Raw genomic sequence first — 24,971 nt, 5'->3', positions numbered from 1 at the left:
GGGCGCAGCTGGCATCGAGAAGTGTTACTTCTTCTTGTGCCGCAGCAGTTTCAGCTGCTTCTTCCGCTTGTGCTTGGCGATCTTCTTGCGCCGTTTCTTTTTAAGGTTGCCCATTCTTCCACTCTCTTATGGTTGAGTTTGTACATTCTCGTACAGATTTACAGTAATTTAACCCGTTTTTGCAAAAATGCTCCCCCCGAAACGAAAAAAAAGCGATTTTTTTTGTGTTCTTGATGATTTTCCGGTTAAAAACAGGGGTTTTTTTGGTTTCTCATCGGGAAAGAACAGCTTATTCGGAAGATTTTCCCCCCAGCGGGTTGCAAAAGAGAGGAAAATGCGGTATTTTGTTAAATTGATCAAGAATTTTTCAGGCTTTGGGCGAAAAGGGGGAATCAAGTGTATTACAATCTGCTTCTGATACTGATTCTGCTGGCCTGGATCTTCGCGGGAGTCTATACGCTGGACTTCATCGAAGCACGTTCCGGGGAGAATGAGAAAGGGAGAAGATGGCTGAATCTGGCGGCGCTTTTTCTGGGGCCGGCAGCGCTGCTGTATTTCTGGATCTCGCAGCAGTTTGCGAATCGCAGCGTCGAGGAGGCCACGCCGGAACAGCTTTTCCAGGCCCGTTCCGGCTCGAAGAAGAGAAAGAAAGACGAGCCGCCGCCGTTTGAACTTCTGGACCTCCGGAGCCGCGAGCCGATCGTCCCGGTCGACACCAAGCCCGCTTCGGTGGAGGCGATGACGCTGGCCTACGGCCTCATCGAGGATGCGCTCAAACGCAGTGCCGAGCGGGTCATGATCCGCCCGGACGAGGATGGGGAATACAACGTCTACTTCCGGATTCGCGGGGCGGAGGAGCGGACAGTCCACCTCGGATGTCTGCCCGGCGGAAGTCTCGTGACGGCGTTCAAGCATGCGGCGAACCTCGTGATCGGAGAGCGGCGCAGCACGCAGAACGGAGGATTTTACGCGCGTACCGAGGATTCTGCGGTCTACTGTCACGTCACGAGTTCCCGGGCGGCCGCGGGCGAACAGCTTATGATCCGGCTCGGCATGCTCGATCACGTTCCTGATCTCGACCGTCTCGGGATTCCCGCGACGGAGCTCGCCGAGCTGCGTGCGCTGCTTGCGGAGGGCAGCGGTCTCATTCTGCTGCTCGGACGGCCCGGCAGCGGCCGGACCTCGACGATGTATTCGCTTCTGCTCGCCCCCGAACTCGCCGGGCGGAGAATCGCCACATTTGAAAATCCGATCGAGATCAAGCTCGAAAACGTCGCCCAGTACGAGATCGACCCCTACGGCGGCCATCCGCTCTCGAAGCTTCTGGGCGCGGCGATCAACAACGGCGCAGACACGCTTGCGATCGGGACGCTCGCCGATCCGGAGAGCGCCGGAATTGCAGTCGGATTCGCCCGGAGCGGTCACCTTGTCATCGCCCAGATCGACTGCGCAACTCCGCTGGAGGCGTTTGCGAAGTTCGAGAAATGGGAAATCACGCCGCGGATGTTCGCCGGAATTCCGATGGCGCTGCTCAGCCAGGCACTCGCGCGCCGGAACGACGGCGGGATGGCGGCGGTCTTCGACCTGCCCGACCGGCAGATCCTCGGCGACACGCTCGAGACGCAGGGGGTTACGATCGACCTGCTGCGCCAGAATCTGGGCGGCAGTGGCGACGGGTCCGGCCTGCTGGAGGGATTGCAGGCGCTGGTCAACGAGGGAACGATCTCCGGCGAGGAGGCCGCCCGGGTCATGAAGACGATCACGAGGAGGGGGATTTAAGAGATGGAACTGCTGCTTTTCTGGGGTGTTCCGGTGGTATTTGCCGTACTGGGGTTTCAGCGGTTGCTGTACCGGTCTTTTTCCAAGTTCATCTGCGTTTCGTTTGCGGCTTATCTCGGGCTCTGGACGGAGAAGTTGATTGCTCCGGTGTTCGGATTTCTGCCGGCGGCGGTTTCGCCGTTTCAGTCGGCGCTCACGGTCTGCGTGACGGGCGCGGTGGTTTTCATCGCGCTGTTCATGATCTACTCTTCGCTGAATCCGAAAGGGAATCATTACGTGTTCCCGCAGTGGGTGGATCGGATCGGCGGTGCGTTGTTCGGTTTGTTCACGGGATCGATTCTGATCAGTTTCGTCGGGGCGGTGGTCTGCCTCACGCCGATCCGGACGGCGCTTCCGCTCGGTCTCTCGGCGGAGTCGGTGCAGAATCGTTCGACTTCAAATCTCATGGCAATCACCCGAACGGTCAACTTCTTCTCGCTGCAGTCCGGCCGGAACAAGGCGTGCCGCGAACGGCTTTCGGAACTCTTCGAGAATGCCGCCGCCGTCGCGGAGGAGGAGCATGCGAAACAGGTGCTCGACGAGGCGCTTCAAAACGGTGAAACCCCGCCGCCCGGAGCCGCCGACAACGGCGACGGAAAGAAAAAGGGAATGCTCACGAATGTGCGCGAGCAGAAAGAACAGCGCGACCGGGAAATGAACAAGTGATCCGCAAAATCACCGGATTCAAGGTCGATTCCACGACGGCTCCCGCCGACATCGACGACAAAGTCGCGGAAGTCGCGGCCCGGGCCGGGGGGATTCCCCCCGGCCGGTTGCGCGACTGGGTCATCACGGGAAAGAGCATCGACGCGCGTCGCGGCCGCCCGGTACTGCTCTACAATCTGGAACTTGACGTCGACGAGGGCGATGCTCCGGGGACGCTGCATGCCGTTCCGCAGTTGGAGCTGCCGGAATCGGTTTCGCTGCTTCATCCGGTCGTGGTCGGGACCGGGCCGGCCGGAATCTTCGCCGCTCTCGCCCTCGCACTGGCGGGGGCGAAGCCGCTGATCCTCGATCGCGGCCGCCCCGTGGAGGAGCGGTATGCCGACTGCCGGAAATTCCAGAAAGAGCGGCTGCTTGACGAGGCGAGCAATCTGCTCATCGGAGAGGGCGGCGCGGGGACTTTTTCGGACGGAAAACTCTATACCGGGACGCGCGATGCCCATGCGGCCTTTATCCTGAATGCTTTTGTGGAGGCGGGAGCCCCTCCGGAGATCCGCTATCTGAAGCGGCCTCACATCGGTTCGGACCGGCTGCGCAAGGTTGCGGTGAAACTGCGCGAACGCATTGTCGCGCTCGGCGGGACGTTCCGGTTCGGTGCTGAGGTGACGGGAGTGCTGCTGAAAGAGGGGCGGTGTGCCGGAGTCGAGCTTGCAAGCGGCGAACGTCTGGAAGCTCCGGCCGTGGTGATGGCGCCGGGGCTCGGCGGGCGGGCACTCGTGCAGCGCATGATGGCACAGGGAGCCGCCTGCGGCCTCAAGCCGTTTCAGCTCGGCTGCCGCATCGAGCACCCGCAGGAGTTCATCGATCGGGCGATGTATCATCTGGAGAGCCGCCCGGCGGCGCTCGGTGCCGCGGAGTATCATCTTGTTTCGCGTTCCCGCGAGGGAATTCCCGGTGTGAGTTCGTTCTGCATGTGCCCCGGCGGGGTGATTTTGAACGCGACAGCCTGGAGTGGACGCTCCGTCACGAACGGCATGAGCGACTATGCGCGTTCGGGAGAGTTCGCGAACGGCTGTCTCATCACGACTTTTCAGCCCGAAGCAATCGGGGATGTGACGGAAGTCTACCGGTTTCTTGCCGGATTGGAGTCCCGTTTTTTCGAGGCGGGGGGGAGCGATTACACGCTTCCTGCGCAGGACGCGGCGGCGTTTCTGGCCGGTCGGGCTGGATTGTCGCAGCGGGGGACCGGTGCGGCGACCGGGATCGTCCCCGGGCGCCTCGACCGGATGGTTCCGGAACTGCTGGGGACTGCGCTGCGGGCGGCGATCCGCCACTTCGATCGCGGAAACCCCGGTTTCATCCGGTATGGAAAGCTCGTGGGGCTCGAAACCTGCGTTTCAAGCCCGCTGCGCTTTCTTCGCGATTCCGTCACGTTCGAGTCGAATCTCTCCGGACTCTATCCGGCGGGCGAGGGCGTCGGTTGCGCGGGCGGCATCATGTCGGCAGCTGCAGATGGCCTGCGGGTTGCGCTCGCCATTTTGAAAATGGCGGGTAAGTGACGGAAGAATGACGGATAAGTGACGGTTTATGCGATCGTAACGGTCGAGAGAGGTGGAAAATGGAGTTCGTCAAGATTACAAGCGCTCAGAATGAGATGGTCAAACATATCATCAAATTGCGCGACCGGCGGCCGCGGGAGAAAGAGCAGCTTACAGTGCTGGAGGGGTATCGTGAACTGACGCGGGCGCGCGAATACGGGATGGAGCTTGTGGAGTGCTGTTTTTCCCCCTCCCATTTTCTCGGAGAGAACGAGTATCCTCTGCTTGAGGCGCTCGCGTCGGAAGGGGTGCGCGTTGTGGAGGTCGCTCCGCATCTGCTCGAGAAGATGGCCTACCGGGAGAGGCCGGAGGGACTTATCGCCGTTGCGAAGATGAAGCGCCATACGCTTGCGGATCTCCCGATCGTGGAGAACGGCCTCTACCTTGTGGCCGAGGCGGTGGAGAAACCGGGCAATCTCGGATCGATTCTGCGCAGTGCCGATGCGGCTGGGGTCGACGGTTTCATCATCTGCAACAAGTGCACGGATCTTTACAACCCGAATGTGATCCGCGCGAGCACCGGGGCGCTTTTTTCGGTGCCGCTGGCCGAGGCGGAGAACGAGGAGGCGCTCGCGTGGCTCCGCGAGCATGGAATCCGGACGCTCGCCGCGACGCCTCATACGGAAAACATCTACACCGACGTCGATATGACGCAGTCGATCGCCATCGTGGTCGGCACCGAGCAGACCGGGCTGACCGAGTTGTGGATGAAGCATTCGGATCTGCCGGTGCGCATTCCGATGCTCGGGAAGATCGACTCCCTGAACGTCGCGACCGCGACGACGATTCTGCTCTATGAAGCGGCCCGCCAGCGCGGCTGGAAATAACCGGAACCGGGAGGCGGATCATGGATCGGAAAACCGTAGTGCTGACGTTTGACGACGCGGTATCGAATCATGCGTCACTGGTCGCTCCGCTGCTGGCGGAGCTCGGATTTCATGCGACGTTTTTTCTGTGCGAGTTCCCGCCGGATTTCGCGGTGAACAAGCTCCAGTACATGACCTGGGAGCAGATCCGCTCGCTCGATGCGGCGGGGTTTGAGACGGCGAACCACACGCTCACGCACGCCGGTCTCGGCGGAATCACGCCGGAGGAGTGTTCCCGGCAGATCGAGGCGCTCGAGGCGCGTTTCCGTGACGTCGGCCTGCCGCGCAGCACGGCGTTTGCGTATCCGGGCGGTCCGGCGGCGGACTACGCGCCGGCCCTGCTGGCCAGGCACGGATTCCGATTCGGGCGGATCGTTGCGGACCGGGCGTGGATTCCGGAGGTGGACGATCCCTTTCTTGTGCCGGCGGTCGCCGTGCACGGTGCGGATGACTCCAATTTTCTCCGGGCGCTTTCGTATGGGGAGGCTGGAGCCATTCCGGTTCTGGTGTATCACGGCGTTCCGGATCGGCTGCATCCGTGGGTCGATACGCCGCCGGAAGTGTTCGAGCGGCAGATGCGGTTTCTGCGGCGGGAGGGATACCGGGTGCTGGCATTCCGGGACTTTCTGCAATGAAAAATTGCGGAAAGACTTGTAAAGTGTTCACAGTGGTGATATAGTAAAGTTCGTTGGTAAATAAATCCGGCATATGAGAGAGACCTTGATCCGTTGCGCGGATCGAAAGCGGCCGGGATTCCCTGCGGGGAATGCGGCCGCCGCACCGAGAGGCCTTTAAGTGACGCGAAACGCCGTTTTGCGCTCTTTCCGCCTCCCGGCAGGGGTTTCCCGAATTGCAAAATGCAAAAAACAATGGAAGTCCAAATGGAAGAGGCAAAGCACATTTGTGTGTACTCCGGCAGCGCGCATCCGGAGCTGTCGCAGCAGATCGCGAATTATCTCGGGATCAGTCTGGGCAAGGTACATCTCACCCACTTCCCCGACGGGGAGTACTTCGTACAGTTTGAGGAGAACGTCCGCCGCGCCGATGCGTTCCTGATTCAGCCGACGTGCAAGCCGCCCAATGACAATTTGATGGAACTGCTCATCATGATCGACGCGGCGCGTCGTGCGAGTGCCGCGCGGATCACGGCTGTGCTGCCCTACTTCGGGTACGCCCGGCAGGACCGCAAGGACAAGCCGCGGGTTCCGATCACCGCGAAGCTCGTGGCGAACCTGATTACGGAAGCGGGGGCGGACCGCATCATCACGATGGATCTGCACTCGCAGCAGATTCAAGGATTCTTCGACATTCCGATGGACCACCTTTACGCGCGGCCGGTGCTGGTGCCGTATCTGAAGAAGCTCATCGGTTCCGATGGCGTGGTGGTCGCGCCTGATTCGGGTTCGGCCAAGATGGCGATGAATTACGGCGATATGCTCGAGGCGGGATTCGCGGTGGTGACGAAACGGCGGATCAATGCGACGACGGTGGCGTCGAGCCATCTGGTCGGCGACGTGAAAGACAAGATCTGCGTCATCACCGATGACCTGACGAGCACGGCAGGGACGCTCTGCGCGGCGGCGAAGATTCTGAAAGCCAACGGGGCGGCGAAAGTTTATGCTGCGGTGTCGCACTGCATGCTCAACGACTCCGGCAAGGAGAAGCTGCTGGCTACGCCGGAGATCGAACAGCTTGTGACGACCGACGCGGTTCCGGTGATCGACGACCTCGGTGGACGGATCAAAGTGATTTCGGTCGCTCCGCTGCTCGGGGAGGCGATCCGACGGATTCACGACGGGAAATCGGTCTCGTCGCTCTTCTATATCAATCACTGATTTGAACGCTCATAAAATTACCAAAAAGAAGTCAAGAAAGGGGTTCCATGAGCAAAGTCAACAATGAGATTGCGGTGCAGTCCCGCAAGGAGTTCGGGAAGTGTGCTTCCCGCCGTGCCCGCAAGGCCGGCATGATTCCGGCGGTCGTCTACAGCAAGGGGAAAGAGGCGAAGTCGATCATGGTCGACGCCGATGCCTGGAAAGTCCTTGCCGGTCACCACGTGCAGATGGTCACGCTGGTTGACGGTGCGGCGAAGAGTTCCGCGCTGGTCAAGGAGGTTCAGTTCAACCACCTGAAGAACTACGTGCAGCACATCGACTTTCAGGAGGTTGATGTGAATGCGGATCTGACCGCGATGGTTCCGGTTCATGCTCATGGCGACTGCATCGGCGTGAATCACGGCGGTATTCTCGAGTTCGAGCTGCATGAGATCGAGGTGATCTGCCATCCGGATCATCTGCCCGAGAGCATTCCCGCGGAGGTTTCCTCGCTGGATATCGGCGATCAGCTGCATGTGAAGGATCTGGTCATGCCGGAAGGCGTGCGGACGGATCTTGATCCGGAAGCGGTCGTTGCGCATGTGGTCCGCCCGAAGGAAGAGGCTGAGGCGCCGGCTGCGGAAGAGGCCGCGACGGAGCCTGAGGCGATCAAGGAGAAGAAAGCTGACGCCGAGGCGAAGTAATCCGCTCGAAGCGTACACGGAGTCCGGCGATGGGGAACGGGGACAATGAACGGATTCTTCTGGTGGTCGGCCTCGGCAATCCCGGGGCAGAGTACGAGGGGACCCGCCACAACGCAGGATTCATGGTGATCGACCGGTTGCTGGCCGGATTTCCGGCGGGCCGGTTTGAGATGCGGCATGTTGCGCAGAGTTACGTGCATGCCGGGATGTTCCGGGGGCGGCCGCTGTTTCTGCAGAAGCCGCAGACGTTCATGAATTTGAGCGGGCTGGCGGTGGCAGGATTTGCGCGGAAAGCGGGGATTGCTCCCGAGGAGGTGCTGGTCATCTCCGATGATCTGGATCTGCCGGTGGGGCGGCTGCGGCTGCGGACCGGCGGATCGGACGGCGGTCACAATGGGCTCAAGTCCGTGATTGCCGAACTCGGGAGTCCGTCGTTCCGGCGGCTCCGGATCGGCGTAGGCCGCCCGGAAAAGAGCGGAACTGCCGATTATGTGCTGTCGAAATTCGATGGTGCTGAGGCGGAGCGTTTCAACTTGTCGCTCGATGCGGCGGCGGAAGCGGTCCGTGCGGCGTTGACCGGAGGAATGAGCCGTGCGATGAACAAGTTCAATGCGTGGACCATTCCGGCCGGGGACGAGGAAAAAACAAACCAACCACAGTAAGAGGTTTATTTTGAAGAAATACGAAGCTGTATTCATTCTGGACATCCGCAGGACGGATGACGAGGGCGCGGCCTTCACCAAGGAATTCGCGGAACTGATCGCCTCTCTCGGGGGCAAACTGGAGTCCTCGACCCCGATGGGGCGCCGCCAGTTCACCTACGAGATCAACAAGCGCAAGGCGGGCATCTACTTTGACTTCATCTTTGATCTCGATCCCGCCAAAGTGATCGACATCAAGGACAAGTACAAGCTCGACGACCGGATTCTGCGCAACATGATTCTGATCTGCGACCGTCCGGAAACGGCGGAAGAAGGGCCGATCAAGCTCAATCTCGAGTAAGAGCGTGCCGGCGAGGAAGTCTGATTTGTCAAGAACCTGGAAACCCGGAGGCTGAAGATGGCATCACTGAACAAGGTTTTTCTGCTGGGGAATCTGACCCGGGACCCCGATCTGCGCGCGCTGCCGAGCGGTACGGCGGTCTGCGAGTTCGGGATTGCCGTGAACCGGCGTTATACATCCGGAAACGGACAGGAGATCGAGGAGCCGTGTTTTGTCGACATTGTGGTCTGGGGCCGCAGTGCGGAAAGCTGCCGACAGTTCCTTGAAAAGGGCTCGCAGGTCATGATCGAGGGGCGGCTCCAGCTCGATCAGTGGGAGGACCGCAACGGCGGCGGCAAGCGTTCGCGGTTGCGCGTCGTCGCGGAGCAGGTCCAGTTCCTGAGCCGTCGTCCCGGCGGGGACGGCGGTCCGCAGGGAGGGAGTTACAATCCGGGGTATGACGCCGGCGCTTACGGGCAACCGCAGGGAGGCGGCGCTTACGGACAGCAGCAGCGTTCGTATCAGCCGCGCCAGCCTCAGGGCGGGATGCCGCGTGCGCCGCAGCAGAGCCAGGGGGCGATGCCGCGGGCGCCGCAGCCGGAGATGCCGCCGATGCCGAACGGAGCGTTCAATCCCGATGAGGGGATGGAGGACGACATTCCGTTCTGAGCACGAGATTTGCCGGAAATCGGATTCCGGCGGGAATCAGCATTTAAAAAATTCGCAGTGAATTTATAACGAAAGGTATCACAATTATGCAGCCTAAGAGACAAGGTCGCCGCAGATCGCCGGCGAAGCCGAAGATTTGCCGTTTCTGCGAAGCGAAAGTCACCTACATTGACTTCAAGGACGCCGAAACCCTGAGCAAGTTCCAGACCGAGAAAGGCAAGATCATGCCGCGCCGGATCACCGGAACCTGCCTTGATCACCAGAAGATGCTCGCGACCGCTGTGAAGCGCGCCCGCGTCATCGCGCTGGTCTACTAATTGCAGAAGGAGGAAATAGAATATGGCTCACGTGAAACTGATCCTCCTCGATGACGTCGAGAATCTCGGTCTTGCCGGGGATGAAGTCCAGGTCGCGCCGGGTTATGCCCGCAACTTTCTGCTGCCGCGGAAGCTCGCGGCCAAAGCGACTCCGGGCACGCTGCGGCTGATCGAATCGCGCAAGGTTCAGATTGCCGCCCGTCGCGCGCAGGAGCTGGCCGACGCGAAAGCTCTGGCCGAGAAACTTGCCGGCATCGAGTTGTCGATTCCGATGCAGGCGACCGAAGACGAGCAGCTTTTCGGTTCGGTCACGGCCCGTATGGTTGCCGAGCAGCTTGCCGGCCAGGGAATTCAGGTTGACCACAACCGGATCAAGATGGATCCGATCAAGACGCTCGGAACGTTTGAAGTGGAGGTCAAACTCCATCAGGACGTCGCCGCCGGGCTGAAAGTCTGGGTTGTCCGGGGCTGAACGGCTCATGGCGTCTGACGAGAAGAAATCTGCGGCCCGCCCGGTTCCGGGGATCCTGCCCGATCGGGCGCAGCCGCATGATCCAACCGTGGAGCGTGCGGTTCTCGCGGCGATGCTGCGGGAGCCCAGCCCATGTGTGGATATTGCGATTGAACATTTCCGGAGTCCGGAGGTGTTCTATTCGCATGTTTACCGGGAGATTTACCAGGTCATTCTCGAGCTCTACAACGATCCGAAGATGAAGGTGGACATCATCTCCGTTGCCCACCGGCTCAAGACGCTCGGTAAACTTGATGCCGTCGGCGGCGAGGTTTTTCTCGCGGAGCTGGACGGTTCGATTTCCACCACGGTCAACATCGAATCGTGGTGTCTGATTCTCCAGAAATATGCGACTCTCAGAAAAATGATCGATGTCTGCAGTGAGTCGCTTCTCAAATGTTATGATCCCGACGCCGATGCGGGGCGATTGGTCGAACAGATCGAGACCGATATCTACAACGTCCGCGGCGATCAGGATAAATTTTCCAATGCGGAAGTGCAGGAGCTCTTCGCCCAGGAGTTCAACACATTGATGAAAATTTACACCGGCGAGATCGAAGTCGGCATTCAGACCGGCTTTTCTCAGCTCGATGAATACACTGGCGGCCTGAAACCGGGCGAAATGTTCGTGCTGGCGGCCCGTCCTTCCATCGGCAAGACCAGTCTTGCGCTGAATCTGATTCGGAATCTGGTGTTGCCGACCCGCTCACAGCATCCGCGGAAAGTTGCTTTCTTCAGTTTGGAAATGACTTCGGCTCAGATTGCGCGTCGACTGCTGTGCACGGAGGCGGGGCTTTCCGAATCGGTGTTCTGGACCAAATCGTTCCGGGACAGCGATCTGACCAAGATGACCAATGCGGTTTCCGCGTTTCAAAAGGCGAAACTCTTCATCGACGATACGGGCGGGCTCACGATTGCGGAGCTGCGGGCGAAAGCGCGCCGTCTGAAGATGAAAGAGGGCATTGAATGCGTGGTGATCGATTATCTGCAGCTTATGCATTCCGACGGGCGTGCCGACAGCCGCCAGCAGGAGGTCGCCGAGATCTCCGGCGGCATCAAGACGCTCGCGAAAGATTTGAATATTCCGGTGCTGGTTCTCGCACAGTTGAACCGTGAAGTGGACAAGACCGCCGGCGCGGGCGCCCGTCCGAAACTTGCGCATCTGCGCGAATCCGGTACGATCGAACAGGACGCGGACATCGTGACGTTTCTGCACCGCAACCGGGATGATGCCAAGGAGATTTCCAGCGCTGAACAGAGCGTTGAGGCGGAATGGATCATTGAAAAGAACCGCAACGGCCGGACCGGAATTCTGAAGCTTCTCTTCTTTCCGACGAAGATGGAGTTCATTCCGGCAGCGCCGTACAAGGAGGAGGATTGTCCGCAGTAACCGGCGGAACTCCTTTTCGTGGATCATCAGGGGAGTACAAACGTGAAATTCACAAGGAAAGCAGGTGGTGCGCTGGCTCTGCTCATACTGGCCGTGGCCGGAACGTGGGCTGCGGAGGTGGCTGATGTCCGGTTTGAACAGCAGGGCGCGCAGATTCTTTCGCCTGAACAAATCGAGCTGAATGTTCAGTTGCACAAGGGATCGCAGTACACGCGCGAAATTCTCGATGCGGATGTGAAGCGTCTTTACAACACGGGGAACTTTGCCGATGTGGTCTCGGTGGTGGAAGATCTCCCCGGAGACAAGGTGAACATCACGTTCAAACTCCGACTCAAGCCGCGGATCAGCCGGATCGAGTTCAAAGGGAACGAAAAGTTCTCCTCCGTGGAACTGGGGCGGCAGCTCACGCAGGCCGAGGGGGCGTTGATGAACGACAAGGCCGTGCAGGAGAGCGCGCGGAATCTCCGGAAATTCTATCTGGACAAAGGGTATACCGACTGTCAGATCACACCGGTGACTTTGCCGGATGAAGAGGACGGGTCGGTCACGCTGGTGTTCGAGATCCGGGAGAATCTGAAACAGCGGGTGAATGATGTCACGTTTGAGGGGGCGGAGGTGTTCTCCCAGTGGGATTTGAAGCACTCGATTGCGAACCGTTACTCCTACTGGAACTGGATTCCGTTTGTCAACGATTATCTCAACTACGGGCTTTTCAACCGCAGCGAACTTGAGCTCGACCGGGCGCGGCTGCGGGAGAAGTACCACGACAAGGGGTATCTCGACTTCAAGATCGATGACATTGCCATCGCGCCCGATCCGGAAGATCCGGAATATGTGAATCTCGACTTCAAGATCACCGAGGGAGAGCCCTACAAGGTCGGCCGCCAGAGTTTTGTCGGCAACACCGTTTTCACCGCTGAAGAGCTCGCACCCTATCTGCGGTTGAAAGAGGGGGAGACTTTCTCGAGCAGTGCGGAGCAGGAGAGCGTACGCAATCTTTCCGCGCGGTACGGATCGCTCGGATACTCCGAGATGAGCTGCCGCCCGGTGCGGCACGAGGATTATGAAAACAAGACTGTTGACATCGTCTACGAGATCACCGAGGGGAGAAAGTATTTTGTCCGGCAGGTGGTTATCGTCGGCAACACCGACACGAAGGACAAGGTGATCCGGCGGGAACTTGTGATTCACGACGGCGACCCGGTCGATCCGGCCCGAATCGACGTAAGCCGGCAGCGTCTGCTCGGCATGGGCTACTTCGAGAGTGTCGAGGCCGAGCCGGTCGGGGCGGACGCGCTCGACGAGAAAGATGTGATTTTCCGCGTGAAAGAGAAGCCGACGCGCTACAATTTCCGGATTGGAGCGGGGGCGTCGGATATCAGTGATTTCTTCGGCATGGCGGAGATCTCCACCGACAACTTCGACATCACCAACCCCGGAAACTGGTTTTACGGCGGCGGTCAGCGCATGCGCATTCAGGGGGTGCTCGGCGTCGAGAATGCAGGATTCAATGTCGACTTCGTAGAGCCGTGGCTCTTCGATCTGCCGCTGCGGTTTGAAATTTCCGGCTTCATGAATATGGTCGATTACGATGAATGGCGGGAGAACCGGGTCGGTTTCCGGACCTCTCTCACGCGCCGGATCTTTGATGATTTCACCTCGATTTCGGCCGGTTACAAGTTCGAGTATGTGAAGATCAACCATGTGTCGCACCGGTTCAAGGAGTATATGCGGGAGAACAAGCAGACCGACGGGCAGTTCGTGAGCCAGCCGTTCCTGTCGCTGACCCGGGATACGCGCGACAGTCTGACCGATCCGACCAGTGGATACAACCTCAATTTGTTCGGTTCGGTCACACCGAAATTCCTCGGATCGTCGAGTTCCTACTATCGCCTCGAAGCGAAGGGAAGTTATTACTATAACTTCTTCGACAAGGCGATCGTGGCGATGATCGGCGGCAAGATCGGGACGGTCGCTTCGGTGAATCGCAACAAGGATGTTCCGATCTTCGAGCGTTACTTCCTCGGCGGCAGCGATTCGCTGCGCGGCTTTGAGTACCGTTCGGTCTCTCCGACTTTCGGGCACGGGAACAATTACGGCGGTCAGACGATGCTGCAGTTGACGGCTGAGGTGACGCATCCGATTTGGGGGCCGGTCCGCGGCGCGGTTTTCTGTGACGTCGGCAACGCCTGGAAGAATTCGTTTGAGATGGATCTCTCCGAGATCAACGTCGGCATCGGTTACGGACTGCGCATCAAGCTGCCGGTCATCAATGCACCGATCAAGCTCGACCTCGCGTATCCGATCGTGAACAATCAGGATTACGAGTCGAATAAACTGCGTTTCCATTTCAATTTGGGATTTTCGTACTGAAGATGGATGCTGTTGAAAAATTTGAACCGACGGCCGAGTCGCTTCTGGCGATTCTCGAGCGGCTTCGCGCCCCGGGCGGCTGTCCGTGGGATCGGGAGCAGACCCGGCAGACCCTGAGCCGCTGCCTCGCCGAAGAGTGTGCCGAGCTGCTCGATGCGATCGACCGGGACAATCCGGAGGATATCTGCGAAGAACTCGGAGATCTCTTCATGAATGTGCTGTTTCAGTGCGTGATTGCCACTGAACGCGGAGAGTTCACCTATCGGGACATGGCCGGCGGAATTGTGGAGAAGATGGTGCGGCGACACGCGCATATTTTCGGCACTGAAACGGCCGAAACAGCCGACGACGTCGTCGATCTCTGGACAAAGATCAAGGCGAAAGAGAAAGCCGCCGCAGGCAAGCCGCAGGAACAGTCGATTCTGGACGGGGTCGGACACTATCTGACCAGTTTGAACCGCGCCGAGAAACTTCAGAAGAAAGCCGCCAAAGTCGGGTTCGACTGGAGCTGCAGCACGGGAATTGTCGAGAAGATCGAGGAGGAGCTTGCCGAGCTGAAAGAGGCGATGGCCGAGGGCGACGAGGAGCACATCGACGAGGAGATCGGGGATCTGCTTTTCGTGGTGACCAATCTTGCGCGTTTCCGCAAACGGGCGACGTCGGAGGAGCTGCTGCGGGCGGCCAACCGGAAGTTTGAATCGCGCTTCCGCTACATCGAGCGGCGTCTGGCGGAGGCCGGCATTCCGCTTGAAAAGGCCGGGATCGACCGGATGGAGGCTTTGTGGCGGGAAGCGAAATTGCAGGAAGAAAAGCAGGGCTGCTGATGGCCCCTTGAAGAGAGGAGTTGGAGCGATATGCGTAGTGAATTTCTGCCGTTTACCCGGCCGGCGATCAATGAGGCCGATATACAGGCCGTGACGGAGGTGTTGCGTTCCGGATGGATCACGAACGGACCGCAGAATGCGGCGTTGGAAGCGGGGGTGTGCGAGCTGACCGGAAATCGGTTCGGTGTGGCGGTTTCGTCCGCTACTGCGGCGATGCATCTGCTGCTGAAGATCATGAAGATCGGTCCCGGGGATGAGGTCATCACGCCGTCGATGACGTGGGTGTCGATCGTGAATATGATTGTATTGGCCGGGGCGACGCCGGTTTTCTGCGATGTTGACCGGGAGACGCTGCTGGCGACGCCGGAGAGCATCGCCGAAAAGATCACGCCGCGGACGAAACTTATCGTGCCGGTGCACTTTGCCGGCGCGGCGCTCGATCTCGACGGAATTTACCGGGTTGCGGGAGAGATTCCCGTGGTGGAGGATGCCGCCCATGCGCTCGGAACCTTTTACAAGGGGCGGCACGTCGGTTCGACCGGTGCGGCGATTTACTCGTTCCACGCGATCAAGAATGTGACGACCGGGGAAGGCGGCATGTTCGTGACGAACAACGAGGAAGATGCCGCATTGATGCGCCGCTGGAAGTTCCACGGCATCGGGATGGACGCTTTCGACCGGCAGAACCGCGGCCGTTCTCCGCAGGCGGAGGTGATCGAGCCGGGATTCAAGTACAATCTGACCGACATCTGTGCGGCGATCGGGGTGTCGCAGCTCTCCCGGCTGGTCAACATCAACACGCGGCGGCGGGAGCTGGCCATGCTCTACCGCAAGGAGCTTTCGGAGATTCCGGAGATTCGGCCGCTCGCGGATCCGGACTACGATTTCAAGCACGCATGGCATCTCTTTGTGGTGCGGGTCGATACGCCGAAGATCGATCGTGACAGTTTCATGACCGCGTTGAAAGCGCGGAACATCGGGACCGGACTGCACTTCCGCTGCGCACATCTGCAGAAATACTATCGCGAAGTGATGGGATTCCGCCCGGGAATGCTGCCGGCGACGGAGTACAACAGCGATCGGATCTGTTCTCTTCCGCTGTTCCCCGATATGACGTTCGATGATGTGATCGATGTGGTGGATGCAATTAAAGCGGTTCTGGCCGGAAAATAAAGCGGGTTGATCTATGGATCGTTCTTTTTCGCAGGAGTCAACGGCGGCTTCGCGTCGCAGCGAGCTGTTTTTCTGGGGATTTGCCGTCCTCACCTTGTTTTTGTTTCTCGGCCATAATGCGTTGAGCGGATCGGAGGATCGCTGGGCGGAAATCTCCCGCGAGATGCTTGTCTCGGGCGACTGGCTGCATCCGTCGCTGAACTGGCGGATCTACTTCGACAAGCCGCTGCTGACCTACTGGCTGATTCTGCCGTTTGCGCTGCTGTACGGCGGGTTCAATGAGTTCATCGTGCGCATTCCGAGTGCGCTGGCCGGGCTGGCCGGGTTGTGGGGGATTCTCCTGCTCGGGCGGAAGCTTTTCGACCGGAGGACGGCGCTGCTGGCGGGGTGGATGCTGCTTTCGTGTTACGGATTTCTCTTCTGGGCACGGGCTGCGGCGGCGGACATGGCGAACATGGCGGCGATCGTGCTGGCTGTTGCCTTTTTCTATCAGGTTGAGGACCGGGCGAAATTCTATCATTATTTCGGTTTTTACCTGATCTGTTTCCTCGGGGCCTGGGCGAAAGGATTGCCCGCGCTGGTCATGCCGTTCGTGGTGATTGCGTCGCATCTGCTGATGGAGAAGCGGTGGCTCAGGCACTTGAAGATTTCCAATTTCTGCGCATTCATCATTGCGACGGCGATTTTCTTTGTGCCGTTTTATTTTGCGGCGGTCGTTCCGATGGAGTATCCGCACCGACTTCCGGAGGGGAATGCGCTGAGCGGTCTTGAACTGGTCTGGCGTGAGAATATCGTCCGGGTGTTCAATGCGTTCGACCATAAGGATCCGATTTACAGCTATCTGTACAATCTGCCGCGGACGCTGCTGCCGTGGGCTCCGTTGATTATCGTCGTGATTGCGGGGATGATCCGGAACTGGAAGAAACTGCCGTTGCCGGTTCGGGAACTCATGATCGGCACTCTGCTGATGTTTGTGCTGTTCAGCTGTTCGACTTCGCGGCGGTGGTATTATATTCTGCCGGTGATGCCGTTCTGTGTGCTGATCGCCGCTGCCGGAATCGGGGGAGGTTGGAGTGTTGTGAAGTGGGATCGTCCGCTGTTTCTGCTGATGCGGCTGGTGGTGATCGTCATCGGGTCGCTGGGGGTGGCGTCTCTGGTCGGGATTCCGCTGTGGAATCATTTTTTTGATTTTGAGCCGCCGCTGCTGCTGATGATTGCGTTGCCGGTGACGGGAGGATTGACTCTGGCGGTGATGCTCGTGGATCGGCAATCCGAAAGTCCGATCGACCGGCTGACCGGGCTGCCGCCCCGGACCGGGGCGATGGTGCTCGGATGCGCGATCGTGATGGCGGGCGTATTTGACTGCGTGATGCCGTCGATGACCAAGTACCGGACGGAGAAGCAGCTTTATCGGGCGTTTGCCGAGTCGAATTCCGGAATCGTTCCGGAACGAATTCTGATCTGGCGTGATGATGCGCCCTCGAAGATGCTGTTTTATCTGGACTTGCAGCGTCCGGTGGAGGAGTGTCTGGGATTCTGGACCCGCGATCTCTCGCGGGAGGAGATCGCGGCGATGACGCCGGAACAGCGTGTTGAGGCGGAGTATCAGGAGCTTCTCTCCGAACTTCGGGCGTTTGTCGAAAAGAACGCCGGACACCGGATTGCGCTCTCTTCCTACGACCGGAAGTCGGATCTGGAGCTTCTGGCGCGCGCGGCGCGGGAGTTGAATCTGCCGATCGATGTTGAGAAGCCGGATTACAGCGAACGTTCGTTCGAGGTGGTGAAGAGCAGATCGCGCCGCCGGGCCATCTGGATTTTGAATCTGCCGCAGGAGAGTGATCTGAGGAGCGTGACGGAACATGAAAAAGAGTGATAAAATCGAATTCGTTTCGGTTGTGGTGCCGGTTTATAATGAAGAGGGATGTCTTCAGGAGCTGATTGACCGGACACTTGCAGTCCTTGACGGGATCGGGAGACGGTTTGAATTCATCCTGGTCGATGACGGCAGCCGCGACTGTTCCGCTGAGATTATGAAAGCCGCGAGCGAAAAGCGGCCGGATCAGGTGATCAGCTGTATTTTAAATCGCAATTACGGGCAGCATTCCGCGATCATGGCGGGGTTTTCGCTGGTTCGCGGGGATCTGGTCATCACGCTCGATGCGGATCTGCAGAATCCTCCGGAGGAGATTCCGAATCTCATCGCCGCGGCGGAAGAGGGGAACGACGTGGTCGGTACGGTCCGGCAGAAGCGGAAAGACACTCTATTCCGGCGGTTCGCCTCGAAGATTGTGAACCGGGTGGCGCAGAAAGCGACCGGGGTCAAGATGAACGATTACGGCTGCATGCTGCGCGCCTACCGGCGGCATATCGTCGAAGCGATGCTGCAGTGCAACGAACGCAGTACATTCATTCCGGTGCTGGGGAACAGTTTTGCGCGAAACACCTGTGAGATTCCGGTGAAACACAGCGAGCGCGCCTCGGGAGAATCGAAGTATTCGCTCTGGAAACTCATCAATCTGCAGTTCAATCTGCTGACCTGCATGACCACGATGCCGTTGCGGATTCTGACCTATTTCGGAATTTTCGCCGCGTTCTGCGGGTATGTGCTGAGCGTCTACATCGTCATCCGCCGTTTCTGCTGGGGGGATGGGGATTCCTGGGGGCAGGGAGGTGTTTTCACGCTGTTTGCGGTGATGTTCATCTTCACGGGAATCCAGATGATCGGCATCGGGATGATCGGGGAGTACATCGGTCGTATCTACAACGATGTCCGGGCGAGGCCGCGTTATTTCATCGAGGAAATCTGCGGACGCAAAGCGGAGAAATAACGTCCGGATGGTGAAGCGGGGAGCGCTTTTCGCTGCCCGCTTTTTTTCCGGGGGGACGGGGTTGACAGAAGCTGTTTGTCGCGCTATATTAGATCTCTGGTTTGTGTACGGAACTTTTAACATACAGCGATGTCCGATAGAGTGGGAAAACCGGGGTTACAATCCTGAGCGGTGGGCTCTCATGCGAAAGAGGCGCAATGATGCGTTTCTTTCGCTGATTTGTATACGGCTTCGAGATTTCGGCCTGCGGAGGGCGTCGCGCAAATCAGACAAGAAGGTTGATATGGCAAAGCGGGAAGACATTAAGAAGGTATTGATTATCGGCTCCGGACCGATCATCATCGGGCAGGCGTGTGAATTCGACTATTCGGGCACGCAGGCGTGCAAGGCGCTGCGGGAACTCGGGTACGAGGTGGTTCTGGCAAACTCGAATCCCGCGACGATCATGACGGATCCGGGCATGGCGGATCACACCTACATCGAGCCGCTGACCGTCGACAGCATTGAGAAGATCATTGCGAAAGAGCGTCCGGACGCACTGCTGCCGAATCTCGGCGGTCAGACCGCGCTGAATCTGGCGATTTCGCTTCAGGACAACGGGATTCTCGACAAATATCAGGTGAAAGTCATCGGTGTCGACCTCAACGCGATCAAACGCGGCGAAGACCGCATTATCTTCAAGGAGACGATGGCTTCTCTCAACGTCCCCATGGCGAAGTCGGAGCCTTGCTACTCGGTCGAAGAGGCCGAGAAGATCGCGAACGAACTCGGATACCCGGTGGTGCTGCGTCCTGCCTACACGATGGGCGGTACCGGCGGCGGCATCGTCTACAACGTCGAGGAGTTGCGCGAAATCGTTTCGCGCGGACTTGCGGCGAGTTTGATCGGGCAGGTGCTGGTCGAGGAGTGTGCGCTCGGCTGGGAGGAGCTTGAGCTCGAAGTCGTCCGCGATTCGGCCGGAAACAAGATCACGGTCTGCTTCATTGAGAACGTCGACCCGATGGGGGTTCATACCGGGGACAGCTTCTGCGTCGCGCCGATGTTGACGGTTTCACAGGAAGTGCAGGCGAAACTGCAGGAGTACGCCTACCGGATCATCGACGCGGTCGGAGTGATCGGCGGCTGCAACGTGCAGTTCGCGCACAACCGCGAAGACGGGCGGATCATCGTCATCGAGATCAATCCGCGCACGTCGCGTTCGAGTGCGCTCGCTTCAAAGGCGACCGGATTCCCGATTGCGAGCGTCTCGACGAAACTCGCGGCGGGGACGACTCTCAATGAGCTCCCCTACTGGCGCGACGGGTCGCTTGACCGCTACACGCCGTCGGGTGACTATGTGGTTGTGAAGTTCGCCCGCTGGGCGTTTGAGAAGTTCCCGCAGGCGCAGGATCGGCTCGGCACGCAGATGAAAGCGGTCGGCGAGGTGATGAGCATCGGCAAGAACTTCAAGGAGGCGCTGCAGAAAGCGATCCGTTCGCTGGAGATCGGCCGGGCGGGGCTCGGGATGGTCAAGAAGATCGAAAAGCTCTCCCTTGAGGAGTTGCGCCCGCTTGTGGCGACGCCGTCGAGCGAGCGTTTCTTCCACCTTTACGAGGCGTTCAAGAAAGGTTTGACCGTCGACGAGGCGTGTGTATTGACGAAAATCTCCCGTTTCTTCATGCAGGAGATCAAGGAGCTGGCGGATTTCGAGCTGAAACTCGCGGCCTATACCTGGATGGCCCTGCCGGATGAGATGGTCGTGCAGGCGAAGAAGTTCGGATTTTCGGACAAGTATCTTGCGAAGCTCTTCAGCGTTCCGGAGAAAGAGGTCCGTGCCCGCCGGACGGCTCTCGGCTGCAAGGTCAGCTACTGTCTCGTGCCGGTCAGCGGCGTCGAAAATGCGGACTACTACTACTCGACCTACTCCGGCGCGCCGGACGAGGTGCCGGTCAGCTCGAACCGCAAGATCATGATTCTCGGCGGCGGTCCGAACCGGATCGGTCAGGGCATTGAATTCGACTACACCTGTGTGCATGCGGCGTTCACGCTGCGGGATGAGGGGTATGAGTCGGTGCTGATCAACTGCAATCCCGAGACGGTTTCGACCGACTACGATACGAGTGACAAACTTTACTTTGAGCCGTTGACCACCGAAGATGTTCTGGCGATTTACGAGAAAGAGCAGCCCGAGGGGGTCATCGTCCAGTTCGGCGGCCAGACGCCGTTGAACATCGCGCAGGAGCTCAAGGATGCGGGCGTGAAGATCATCGGCACGCAGCCGGAGGGAATCCGCCTGGCGGAAGACCGCGAATATTTCCGCGAACGCATGATCGCGCTGGGGATCAAGCAGCCGCAAAGCGGCACGGCGCGTTCGCTGGAGGAGGCGATTGTGCTCGGCCGTGAGATCGGGTATCCTGTGATGGTGCGTCCCTCGTTCGTGCTGGGCGGCCGCGGCATGGCGGTGATTTACGACGAGGAGACGCTGACCCGTTATGCGATCGAGGCGATTCAGGTCAGCCCCGAGTACCCGATGCTGATCGACCGTTTCCTCGACAATGCGATCGAGTGCGAGGTCGATGCGGTTTCCGACGGGGACGAGACGTTCGTTGCGTCCGTGATGGAACACATTGAGCTTGCCGGCATTCACTCGGGCGATTCGGCCTGTTCGATTCCGCCGGTAACGCTGCCGAAGAAACATCTCGATACGATTTCCGCGCATGCGGCGGCGATCGCGAAGGACTTCCGCGTGAAAGGAATTCTGAACGTGCAGTTTGCGGTGTGCGAGGATCAGGTCTGGATCATCGAGGCGAATCCGCGGGCATCGCGCACGGTTCCGATCGTCTCGAAAGTGACGGGTGTGCCGCTGGCGCGGATTGCGACCTGCCTGATGCTCGGCCACAAACTCTCGGAGTATGCCGACATGCTCAAGCCGCATCCGCAGACCTATTTCGGAGTGAAAGAGGCGGTGTTCCCGTTCAACATGTTCCCGGAGGTGGACCCGGTGCTGGGGCCGGAGATGCGTGCGACGGGCGAGGTGATGGGCCTGGCCACGAGCTTCGGAATGGCGTATTACAAGGCCCAGCAGGCGGCGGGATCGAAGCTGCCGCTGGAGGGGACGGTGCTGGTTTCGGTTTCGGAACGGGAGCGGAAATATCTGCTGCCGATCATGGAGACGCTGCGCGATCTCGGTTTCAAGTTCGTCGCGACGGAGGGGACTGCGAAGTTCCTGAATTCCAACGGAATCGAAGCGACCGAAGTGCACAAGCTCAATGAGGGGCGGCCGAACGTGGCCGATCTCATCAAAAATCGCCAGATCTCGCTGATTATCAATACGCCGATCGGCCGTCTGTCGAAGATCGATGACAGCTATATCCGCATGAAAGCGATTCAGTACAAGATTCCGTACATGACCACCATCGCGGCTGCGCGGGCGACTGCCGCCGGCATCCGGGAGGCGAAACACGGGGAGTCTCCGCTGAAATCGCTGCAGGAGTATCAGTCGGGCCGTTGAGTGCATCGGCAGCATAAAGAGGAACTTCTGGATCGATGACCGCAGGAATTATCATATTTCTGGTGATTCTGCTTCTGCCGGTTACGTTGACGGCGGTGCACTATTTCCGCCGCACGATTGAACTTGGCCGGGCGCTGGATCGTGCGAACGAGCGGCGGCGTGAGATCACGAATTTCCTCTCGCGCTTCTCCACGGGACTCCAGGAGGAGGATGGCGTGGAGGGCGCGATGCATGCGGCCGCCCGCCATGTCGCAGAACAGACGGATGCGGAATCTGTGGCGATCTACGAGGTTGCCGGCAACGAGTTGCGTGTGATCGGGGTATGTGGAACCTATCCGCTGATTCACAGCTCGAATCAGCTTCTGTTTTCGCGGCATCACCATTTGTTTGAGGCGTTGCGGCGTGAGGAGATTCCGATCGGCAGGGGATTCCTCGGGGGACTGGCGACGACCCGCCAGGCGGAGCTGGTGCCGGATGCCGCGGCGGATCCGCGTTTCACGGAGTATCCGGACTTTGCGAATTTCGGCAGTGTGATGGCGATTCCGCTGCTGCGCGAAGGGATTCTGGTCGGGGTGGTCTGTGCCGCGACGAACCGGTTGCGTCCCGGCAGTCCGTTCTCCGAGGCGCAGTTTGAACGGCTGCGGCTGCTTTCCGGCCAGGTCCAGATGGTGCAGAATCTTGTCAAGGTATACAGCGAGATCAGCGAACGGGAACGGATCGACCAGGAGCTCGATTTTGCGCGTCATCTGCAGCAGTCGCTGCTGCCTCCGGCGTTTCCGGCCTGGGATCAGTTTTCGATCAACGCCTATACCCGTTCGGCCAAAGAGGTCAACGGCGATTTCTATGATTTTGTCGAGATCGACGACGATCGTCTGCTGATCATCATCGGCGACGCGAGCGGCAAGGGGATTCCCGCCTGCATGCTCACGGCGATGACGCGCAGTTACGCGCGCTGTTTCGCCGCGGCCGGGAGTTTCACAACGCTGAGCGATTTTCTGCGGAAGATCAACGAAAAGCTGTTTCAGGACACGGATGCGGACCGCTTCATCACGCTGGGGTGCTGTCTGCTGAGTCGGAAACATTCGCTTCTGGAATTCGGACGGGCGGGGCACACCGATCTGGTCAGTTATGTACACGGTCACATCCGGACCTTTTCGCCGGCGGGAACCGGACTCGGAATTCTGCCGGATGATTTTGCGAATTTCGACACGATCTGCCTTGCGATCGAACCGGGAACTGCGGTCATGATGTACTCCGACGGGCTCTCGGAGGCGCTGAACAAGGAGCAGGAGGAGTTCGGTCTCGCCCGGCTCACGGAGGTGTTCAAGAACTCCTGCGAAGCGGGCGGTTCGCCGCAGGCGGTCATCGACCGCGTGATGGAATCGGTCGTCAATTACGAAGTCGAGCAGAACGACGACCAGACGATCGTCCTGATCCGCCACACCGGGCGGGGGGAATGATCGGAGTCGATCAGAAATGAAGGGAGGCGGCCAGCCTCCCTTTTTTGTACCCGGTCAATGAAAAAAGCCGCACCAGGAGAGGCGCGGCTCGCGATTCGTTTCCGATTGCCGGAGAAATCAGTTGTACTTCGGCAGCATGTCGCCATGCGCGGCGATGAGTTCGTCGCACATCTTGACGATGTCGTCGATGGAAAGTTCGGCACTCGTGTGAGGATCGAGCATGGCGGCCTGATAGATCCGGTCGCGCTTCTTCGTGAGCGCGGCTTCGACTGTCAGGAGCTGGACATTGATATTGGTCATGTTGAGTGCGGCGCACTGGGTCGGCAGTTCGCCGACATAGCATCCCTGGACGCCGTTGCTGTCGACGAGGCACGGAACTTCGACCACCGCGTTCGCGGGCAGGTTCGGGATGAAGCCGTGGTTCAGCACGTTGCCGCCGATCTGAATCGGCTTGTTCGTGACAACTGCCTCCATGATGCCCGAGCCGTACTCGTGAGAGAGCTTGTGGGTGAGGTGCGGATCGCTGGAGAGCTCTTCGTACTGCTTCTTCCAGTCGGCGATCTGTTTGATACATCTTCTCGGGTACTCGTCGAGCGGAATGTTGTACTCTTCGATGAGTTCCGGATATTTCGCCTTGATCCAGTAGGGCTGGTATTCGGCATTGTGTTCGCTCGATTCGGTGACGTAATAGCCGAAACGGCGCATCATTTCGATGCGGATCATATTGCCGGACTTCTCTTTCGGATCTTTGGCGGCGCGCCACAGGGCAATCTTCTCGTCGGCGAGTTTCTTGAGTTCCGGATAGAGATCACGGCCGTTCTCGGTGATCGAGAGCAGCCAGGCCATGTGGTTGATGCCGGCGATGAGCGTGCGGAGGTTTTTCGCGCGCTCTTCATCGCACTCCATTCCGAGGGTTTCGAGCAGGCTCTTCGCGCAGACCTGGACCGAATGGCAGAGACCGACGGTCTTGACCGAGGTGCCGCGCAGCATCGCGCCGGTGAGCATCGCCATCGGGTTCGTGTAGTTCAGGAACCAGGCGTTCGGAGCGACCTCTTCGATGTCGCGCGCAAAGTCGAGCATGACCGGGATCGTCCGCAGCGCCCGGAAGATGCCGCCGATGCCGAGTGTGTCGGCGATGGTCTGGCGCAGGCCGAACTTCTTCGGGATCTCGAAGTCGATGACGGTGGAGGGTTCATAGCCGCCGACCTGGATCGCGTTGACCACGAAATCTGCTCCGCGGAGCGCCTCCTTGCGGTTCTCGACGCCGAGATGGGTCGTGATGGTCGCGCGGTTGTCGTTGATGTTCGCATTCAGTGTCTTGAGGATGAACTCCGATTCCTTGAGCCGCTGCCCGTCGATGTCGTAAAGCGCGAAGTGGGAATCCTTCAGCGCCTCGCGGCACATGCAGTCGCCCAGGACATTACGGACAAACACCGTACTGCCCGCCCCCATGAAAGTGATCTTGGCCATTTTCGTCCTTTCGATTGTTGTT

The 24,971-nt window shown here is 59.1% G+C and carries 22 protein-coding genes; 20 read left to right on the top strand and 2 right to left on the bottom strand.

Going from position 1 to position 24,971, the window contains the following annotated elements:
- Positions 1–24 precede the first annotated feature (24 nt).
- Positions 25–114 (bottom strand): AURKAIP1/COX24 domain-containing protein, encoded by a 90-nt coding sequence (locus Q0J85_RS15410; RefSeq protein ID WP_106053758.1) that lies wholly within the window; start codon positions 112–114, stop codon positions 25–27.
- A 282-nt stretch (positions 115–396) separates the two neighbouring features.
- Between Q0J85_RS15410 and Q0J85_RS00755 the strand changes: the two genes are divergently transcribed.
- The 20 genes from Q0J85_RS00755 to Q0J85_RS00660 all read left to right on the top strand — a co-directional run bounded on the left by Q0J85_RS00755 (position 397) and on the right by Q0J85_RS00660 (position 23,479).
- Complete coding sequence (locus Q0J85_RS00755) at positions 397–1,779, top strand: ATPase, T2SS/T4P/T4SS family (protein ID WP_294477319.1); 1,383 nt, start codon at positions 397–399, stop codon at positions 1,777–1,779.
- 3 nt (positions 1,780–1,782) lie between these two features.
- Positions 1,783–2,484, top strand: a complete 702-nt coding sequence (locus tag Q0J85_RS00750; protein WP_294477317.1) for a CvpA family protein — start codon at positions 1,783–1,785, stop codon at positions 2,482–2,484.
- A complete protein-coding gene (locus tag Q0J85_RS00745; RefSeq protein ID WP_294477315.1) occupies positions 2,481–4,040 on the top strand; it encodes an NAD(P)/FAD-dependent oxidoreductase in 1,560 nt (519 codons plus the stop codon). The genes Q0J85_RS00750 and Q0J85_RS00745 overlap by 4 nt, the downstream gene beginning before the upstream one ends.
- Positions 4,041–4,099: 59 nt before the next feature.
- Positions 4,100–4,906 (top strand): RNA methyltransferase, encoded by an 807-nt coding sequence (locus tag Q0J85_RS00740; RefSeq protein ID WP_294477313.1) that lies wholly within the window; start codon positions 4,100–4,102, stop codon positions 4,904–4,906.
- A 20-nt stretch (positions 4,907–4,926) separates the two neighbouring features.
- Entirely contained in the window at positions 4,927–5,580 is a 654-nt protein-coding gene (locus Q0J85_RS00735; RefSeq protein ID WP_294477310.1) for a polysaccharide deacetylase family protein, read from the top strand.
- Between the two features lie 246 nt (positions 5,581–5,826).
- Positions 5,827–6,780, top strand: coding sequence for a ribose-phosphate pyrophosphokinase (locus Q0J85_RS00730; protein WP_294477308.1), 954 nt, complete (start codon positions 5,827–5,829; stop codon positions 6,778–6,780).
- A 47-nt stretch (positions 6,781–6,827) separates the two neighbouring features.
- Positions 6,828–7,463 (top strand): 50S ribosomal protein L25, encoded by a 636-nt coding sequence (locus Q0J85_RS00725; protein WP_294477306.1) that lies wholly within the window; start codon positions 6,828–6,830, stop codon positions 7,461–7,463.
- A 29-nt stretch (positions 7,464–7,492) separates the two neighbouring features.
- On the top strand, positions 7,493–8,125 hold the full coding sequence (pth, locus tag Q0J85_RS00720) for an aminoacyl-tRNA hydrolase (RefSeq protein WP_294477304.1): 633 nt from the start codon (positions 7,493–7,495) through the stop codon (positions 8,123–8,125).
- Positions 8,126–8,135: 10 nt separating this feature from the next.
- The gene (gene rpsF, locus Q0J85_RS00715; RefSeq protein ID WP_294477301.1) at positions 8,136–8,465 is read left to right on the top strand and encodes a 30S ribosomal protein S6; all 330 of its coding nucleotides are present in this window, start codon (positions 8,136–8,138) and stop codon (positions 8,463–8,465) included.
- 57 nt (positions 8,466–8,522) lie between these two features.
- Positions 8,523–9,113, top strand: coding sequence for a single-stranded DNA-binding protein (locus Q0J85_RS00710; protein ID WP_294477299.1), 591 nt, complete (start codon positions 8,523–8,525; stop codon positions 9,111–9,113).
- 86 nt (positions 9,114–9,199) lie between these two features.
- Positions 9,200–9,430, top strand: coding sequence for a 30S ribosomal protein S18 (gene rpsR / locus Q0J85_RS00705; protein WP_294477297.1), 231 nt, complete (start codon positions 9,200–9,202; stop codon positions 9,428–9,430).
- Between the two features lie 22 nt (positions 9,431–9,452).
- On the top strand, positions 9,453–9,902 hold the full coding sequence (gene rplI / locus Q0J85_RS00700) for a 50S ribosomal protein L9 (RefSeq protein ID WP_294477295.1): 450 nt from the start codon (positions 9,453–9,455) through the stop codon (positions 9,900–9,902).
- Positions 9,903–9,909: 7 nt separating this feature from the next.
- Positions 9,910–11,331 (top strand): replicative DNA helicase, encoded by a 1,422-nt coding sequence (dnaB, locus tag Q0J85_RS00695; protein ID WP_294477293.1) that lies wholly within the window; start codon positions 9,910–9,912, stop codon positions 11,329–11,331.
- 42 nt (positions 11,332–11,373) lie between these two features.
- A complete protein-coding gene (gene bamA / locus Q0J85_RS00690) occupies positions 11,374–13,704 on the top strand; it encodes an outer membrane protein assembly factor BamA (RefSeq protein WP_294477291.1) in 2,331 nt (776 codons plus the stop codon).
- 2 nt (positions 13,705–13,706) lie between these two features.
- Positions 13,707–14,528, top strand: a complete 822-nt coding sequence (gene mazG, locus Q0J85_RS00685; protein ID WP_294477290.1) for a nucleoside triphosphate pyrophosphohydrolase — start codon at positions 13,707–13,709, stop codon at positions 14,526–14,528.
- A 30-nt stretch (positions 14,529–14,558) separates the two neighbouring features.
- Entirely contained in the window at positions 14,559–15,701 is a 1,143-nt protein-coding gene (locus Q0J85_RS00680) for an aminotransferase class I/II-fold pyridoxal phosphate-dependent enzyme (protein WP_294477288.1), read from the top strand.
- A gap of 13 nt (positions 15,702–15,714) precedes the next feature.
- Complete coding sequence (locus tag Q0J85_RS00675; RefSeq protein ID WP_294477286.1) at positions 15,715–17,574, top strand: glycosyltransferase family 39 protein; 1,860 nt, start codon at positions 15,715–15,717, stop codon at positions 17,572–17,574.
- Positions 17,561–18,529 (top strand): glycosyltransferase, encoded by a 969-nt coding sequence (locus Q0J85_RS00670; RefSeq protein WP_294477284.1) that lies wholly within the window; start codon positions 17,561–17,563, stop codon positions 18,527–18,529. The genes Q0J85_RS00675 and Q0J85_RS00670 overlap by 14 nt, the downstream gene beginning before the upstream one ends.
- Before the next feature lie 283 nt (positions 18,530–18,812).
- On the top strand, positions 18,813–22,019 hold the full coding sequence (gene carB, locus Q0J85_RS00665) for a carbamoyl-phosphate synthase large subunit (RefSeq protein WP_294477282.1): 3,207 nt from the start codon (positions 18,813–18,815) through the stop codon (positions 22,017–22,019).
- Positions 22,020–22,054: 35 nt separating this feature from the next.
- Positions 22,055–23,479 carry a PP2C family protein-serine/threonine phosphatase gene (locus Q0J85_RS00660; protein ID WP_294477280.1) on the top strand — a complete coding sequence of 475 codons (1,425 nt, stop codon included), beginning with the start codon at positions 22,055–22,057 and terminating at the stop codon, positions 23,477–23,479.
- Positions 23,480–23,596: 117 nt separating this feature from the next.
- Here Q0J85_RS00660 and Q0J85_RS00655 read toward each other — a convergent pair whose 3' ends face one another.
- Positions 23,597–24,949, bottom strand: a complete 1,353-nt coding sequence (locus Q0J85_RS00655; RefSeq protein WP_294477278.1) for an alpha-glucosidase/alpha-galactosidase — start codon at positions 24,947–24,949, stop codon at positions 23,597–23,599.
- Positions 24,950–24,971 lie beyond the last annotated feature (22 nt).

The organism is uncultured Victivallis sp. (assembly GCA_944389935.1).
GTDB lineage: Bacteria > Verrucomicrobiota > Lentisphaeria > Victivallales > Victivallaceae > Victivallis.
Note: the sequence above shows the minus strand (reverse complement) of the source record. Positions and strands in the feature narration are given on the sequence as shown.

What these genes read in the sequence shown, in the direction of transcription:
- Q0J85_RS15410 (WP_106053758.1), bottom strand. Translation starts at nt 114, where the DNA reads ATGGGCAACCTTAAAAAGAAACGGCGCAAGAAGATCGCCAAGCACAAG.
- Q0J85_RS00750 (WP_294477317.1), top strand. Translation starts at nt 1,783, where the DNA reads ATGGAACTGCTGCTTTTCTGGGGTGTTCCGGTGGTATTTGCCGTACTG.
- Q0J85_RS00740 (WP_294477313.1), top strand. Translation starts at nt 4,100, where the DNA reads ATGGAGTTCGTCAAGATTACAAGCGCTCAGAATGAGATGGTCAAACAT.
- Q0J85_RS00735 (WP_294477310.1), top strand. Translation starts at nt 4,927, where the DNA reads ATGGATCGGAAAACCGTAGTGCTGACGTTTGACGACGCGGTATCGAAT.
- Q0J85_RS00730 (WP_294477308.1), top strand. Translation starts at nt 5,827, where the DNA reads ATGGAAGAGGCAAAGCACATTTGTGTGTACTCCGGCAGCGCGCATCCG.
- Q0J85_RS00725 (WP_294477306.1), top strand. Translation starts at nt 6,828, where the DNA reads ATGAGCAAAGTCAACAATGAGATTGCGGTGCAGTCCCGCAAGGAGTTC.
- pth (WP_294477304.1), top strand. Translation starts at nt 7,493, where the DNA reads ATGGGGAACGGGGACAATGAACGGATTCTTCTGGTGGTCGGCCTCGGC.
- Q0J85_RS00710 (WP_294477299.1), top strand. Translation starts at nt 8,523, where the DNA reads ATGGCATCACTGAACAAGGTTTTTCTGCTGGGGAATCTGACCCGGGAC.
- rpsR (WP_294477297.1), top strand. Translation starts at nt 9,200, where the DNA reads ATGCAGCCTAAGAGACAAGGTCGCCGCAGATCGCCGGCGAAGCCGAAG.
- rplI (WP_294477295.1), top strand. Translation starts at nt 9,453, where the DNA reads ATGGCTCACGTGAAACTGATCCTCCTCGATGACGTCGAGAATCTCGGT.
- dnaB (WP_294477293.1), top strand. Translation starts at nt 9,910, where the DNA reads ATGGCGTCTGACGAGAAGAAATCTGCGGCCCGCCCGGTTCCGGGGATC.
- mazG (WP_294477290.1), top strand. Translation starts at nt 13,707, where the DNA reads ATGGATGCTGTTGAAAAATTTGAACCGACGGCCGAGTCGCTTCTGGCG.
- Q0J85_RS00680 (WP_294477288.1), top strand. Translation starts at nt 14,559, where the DNA reads ATGCGTAGTGAATTTCTGCCGTTTACCCGGCCGGCGATCAATGAGGCC.
- Q0J85_RS00675 (WP_294477286.1), top strand. Translation starts at nt 15,715, where the DNA reads ATGGATCGTTCTTTTTCGCAGGAGTCAACGGCGGCTTCGCGTCGCAGC.
- Q0J85_RS00670 (WP_294477284.1), top strand. Translation starts at nt 17,561, where the DNA reads ATGAAAAAGAGTGATAAAATCGAATTCGTTTCGGTTGTGGTGCCGGTT.
- carB (WP_294477282.1), top strand. Translation starts at nt 18,813, where the DNA reads ATGGCAAAGCGGGAAGACATTAAGAAGGTATTGATTATCGGCTCCGGA.
- Q0J85_RS00660 (WP_294477280.1), top strand. Translation starts at nt 22,055, where the DNA reads ATGACCGCAGGAATTATCATATTTCTGGTGATTCTGCTTCTGCCGGTT.
- Q0J85_RS00655 (WP_294477278.1), bottom strand. Translation starts at nt 24,949, where the DNA reads ATGGCCAAGATCACTTTCATGGGGGCGGGCAGTACGGTGTTTGTCCGT.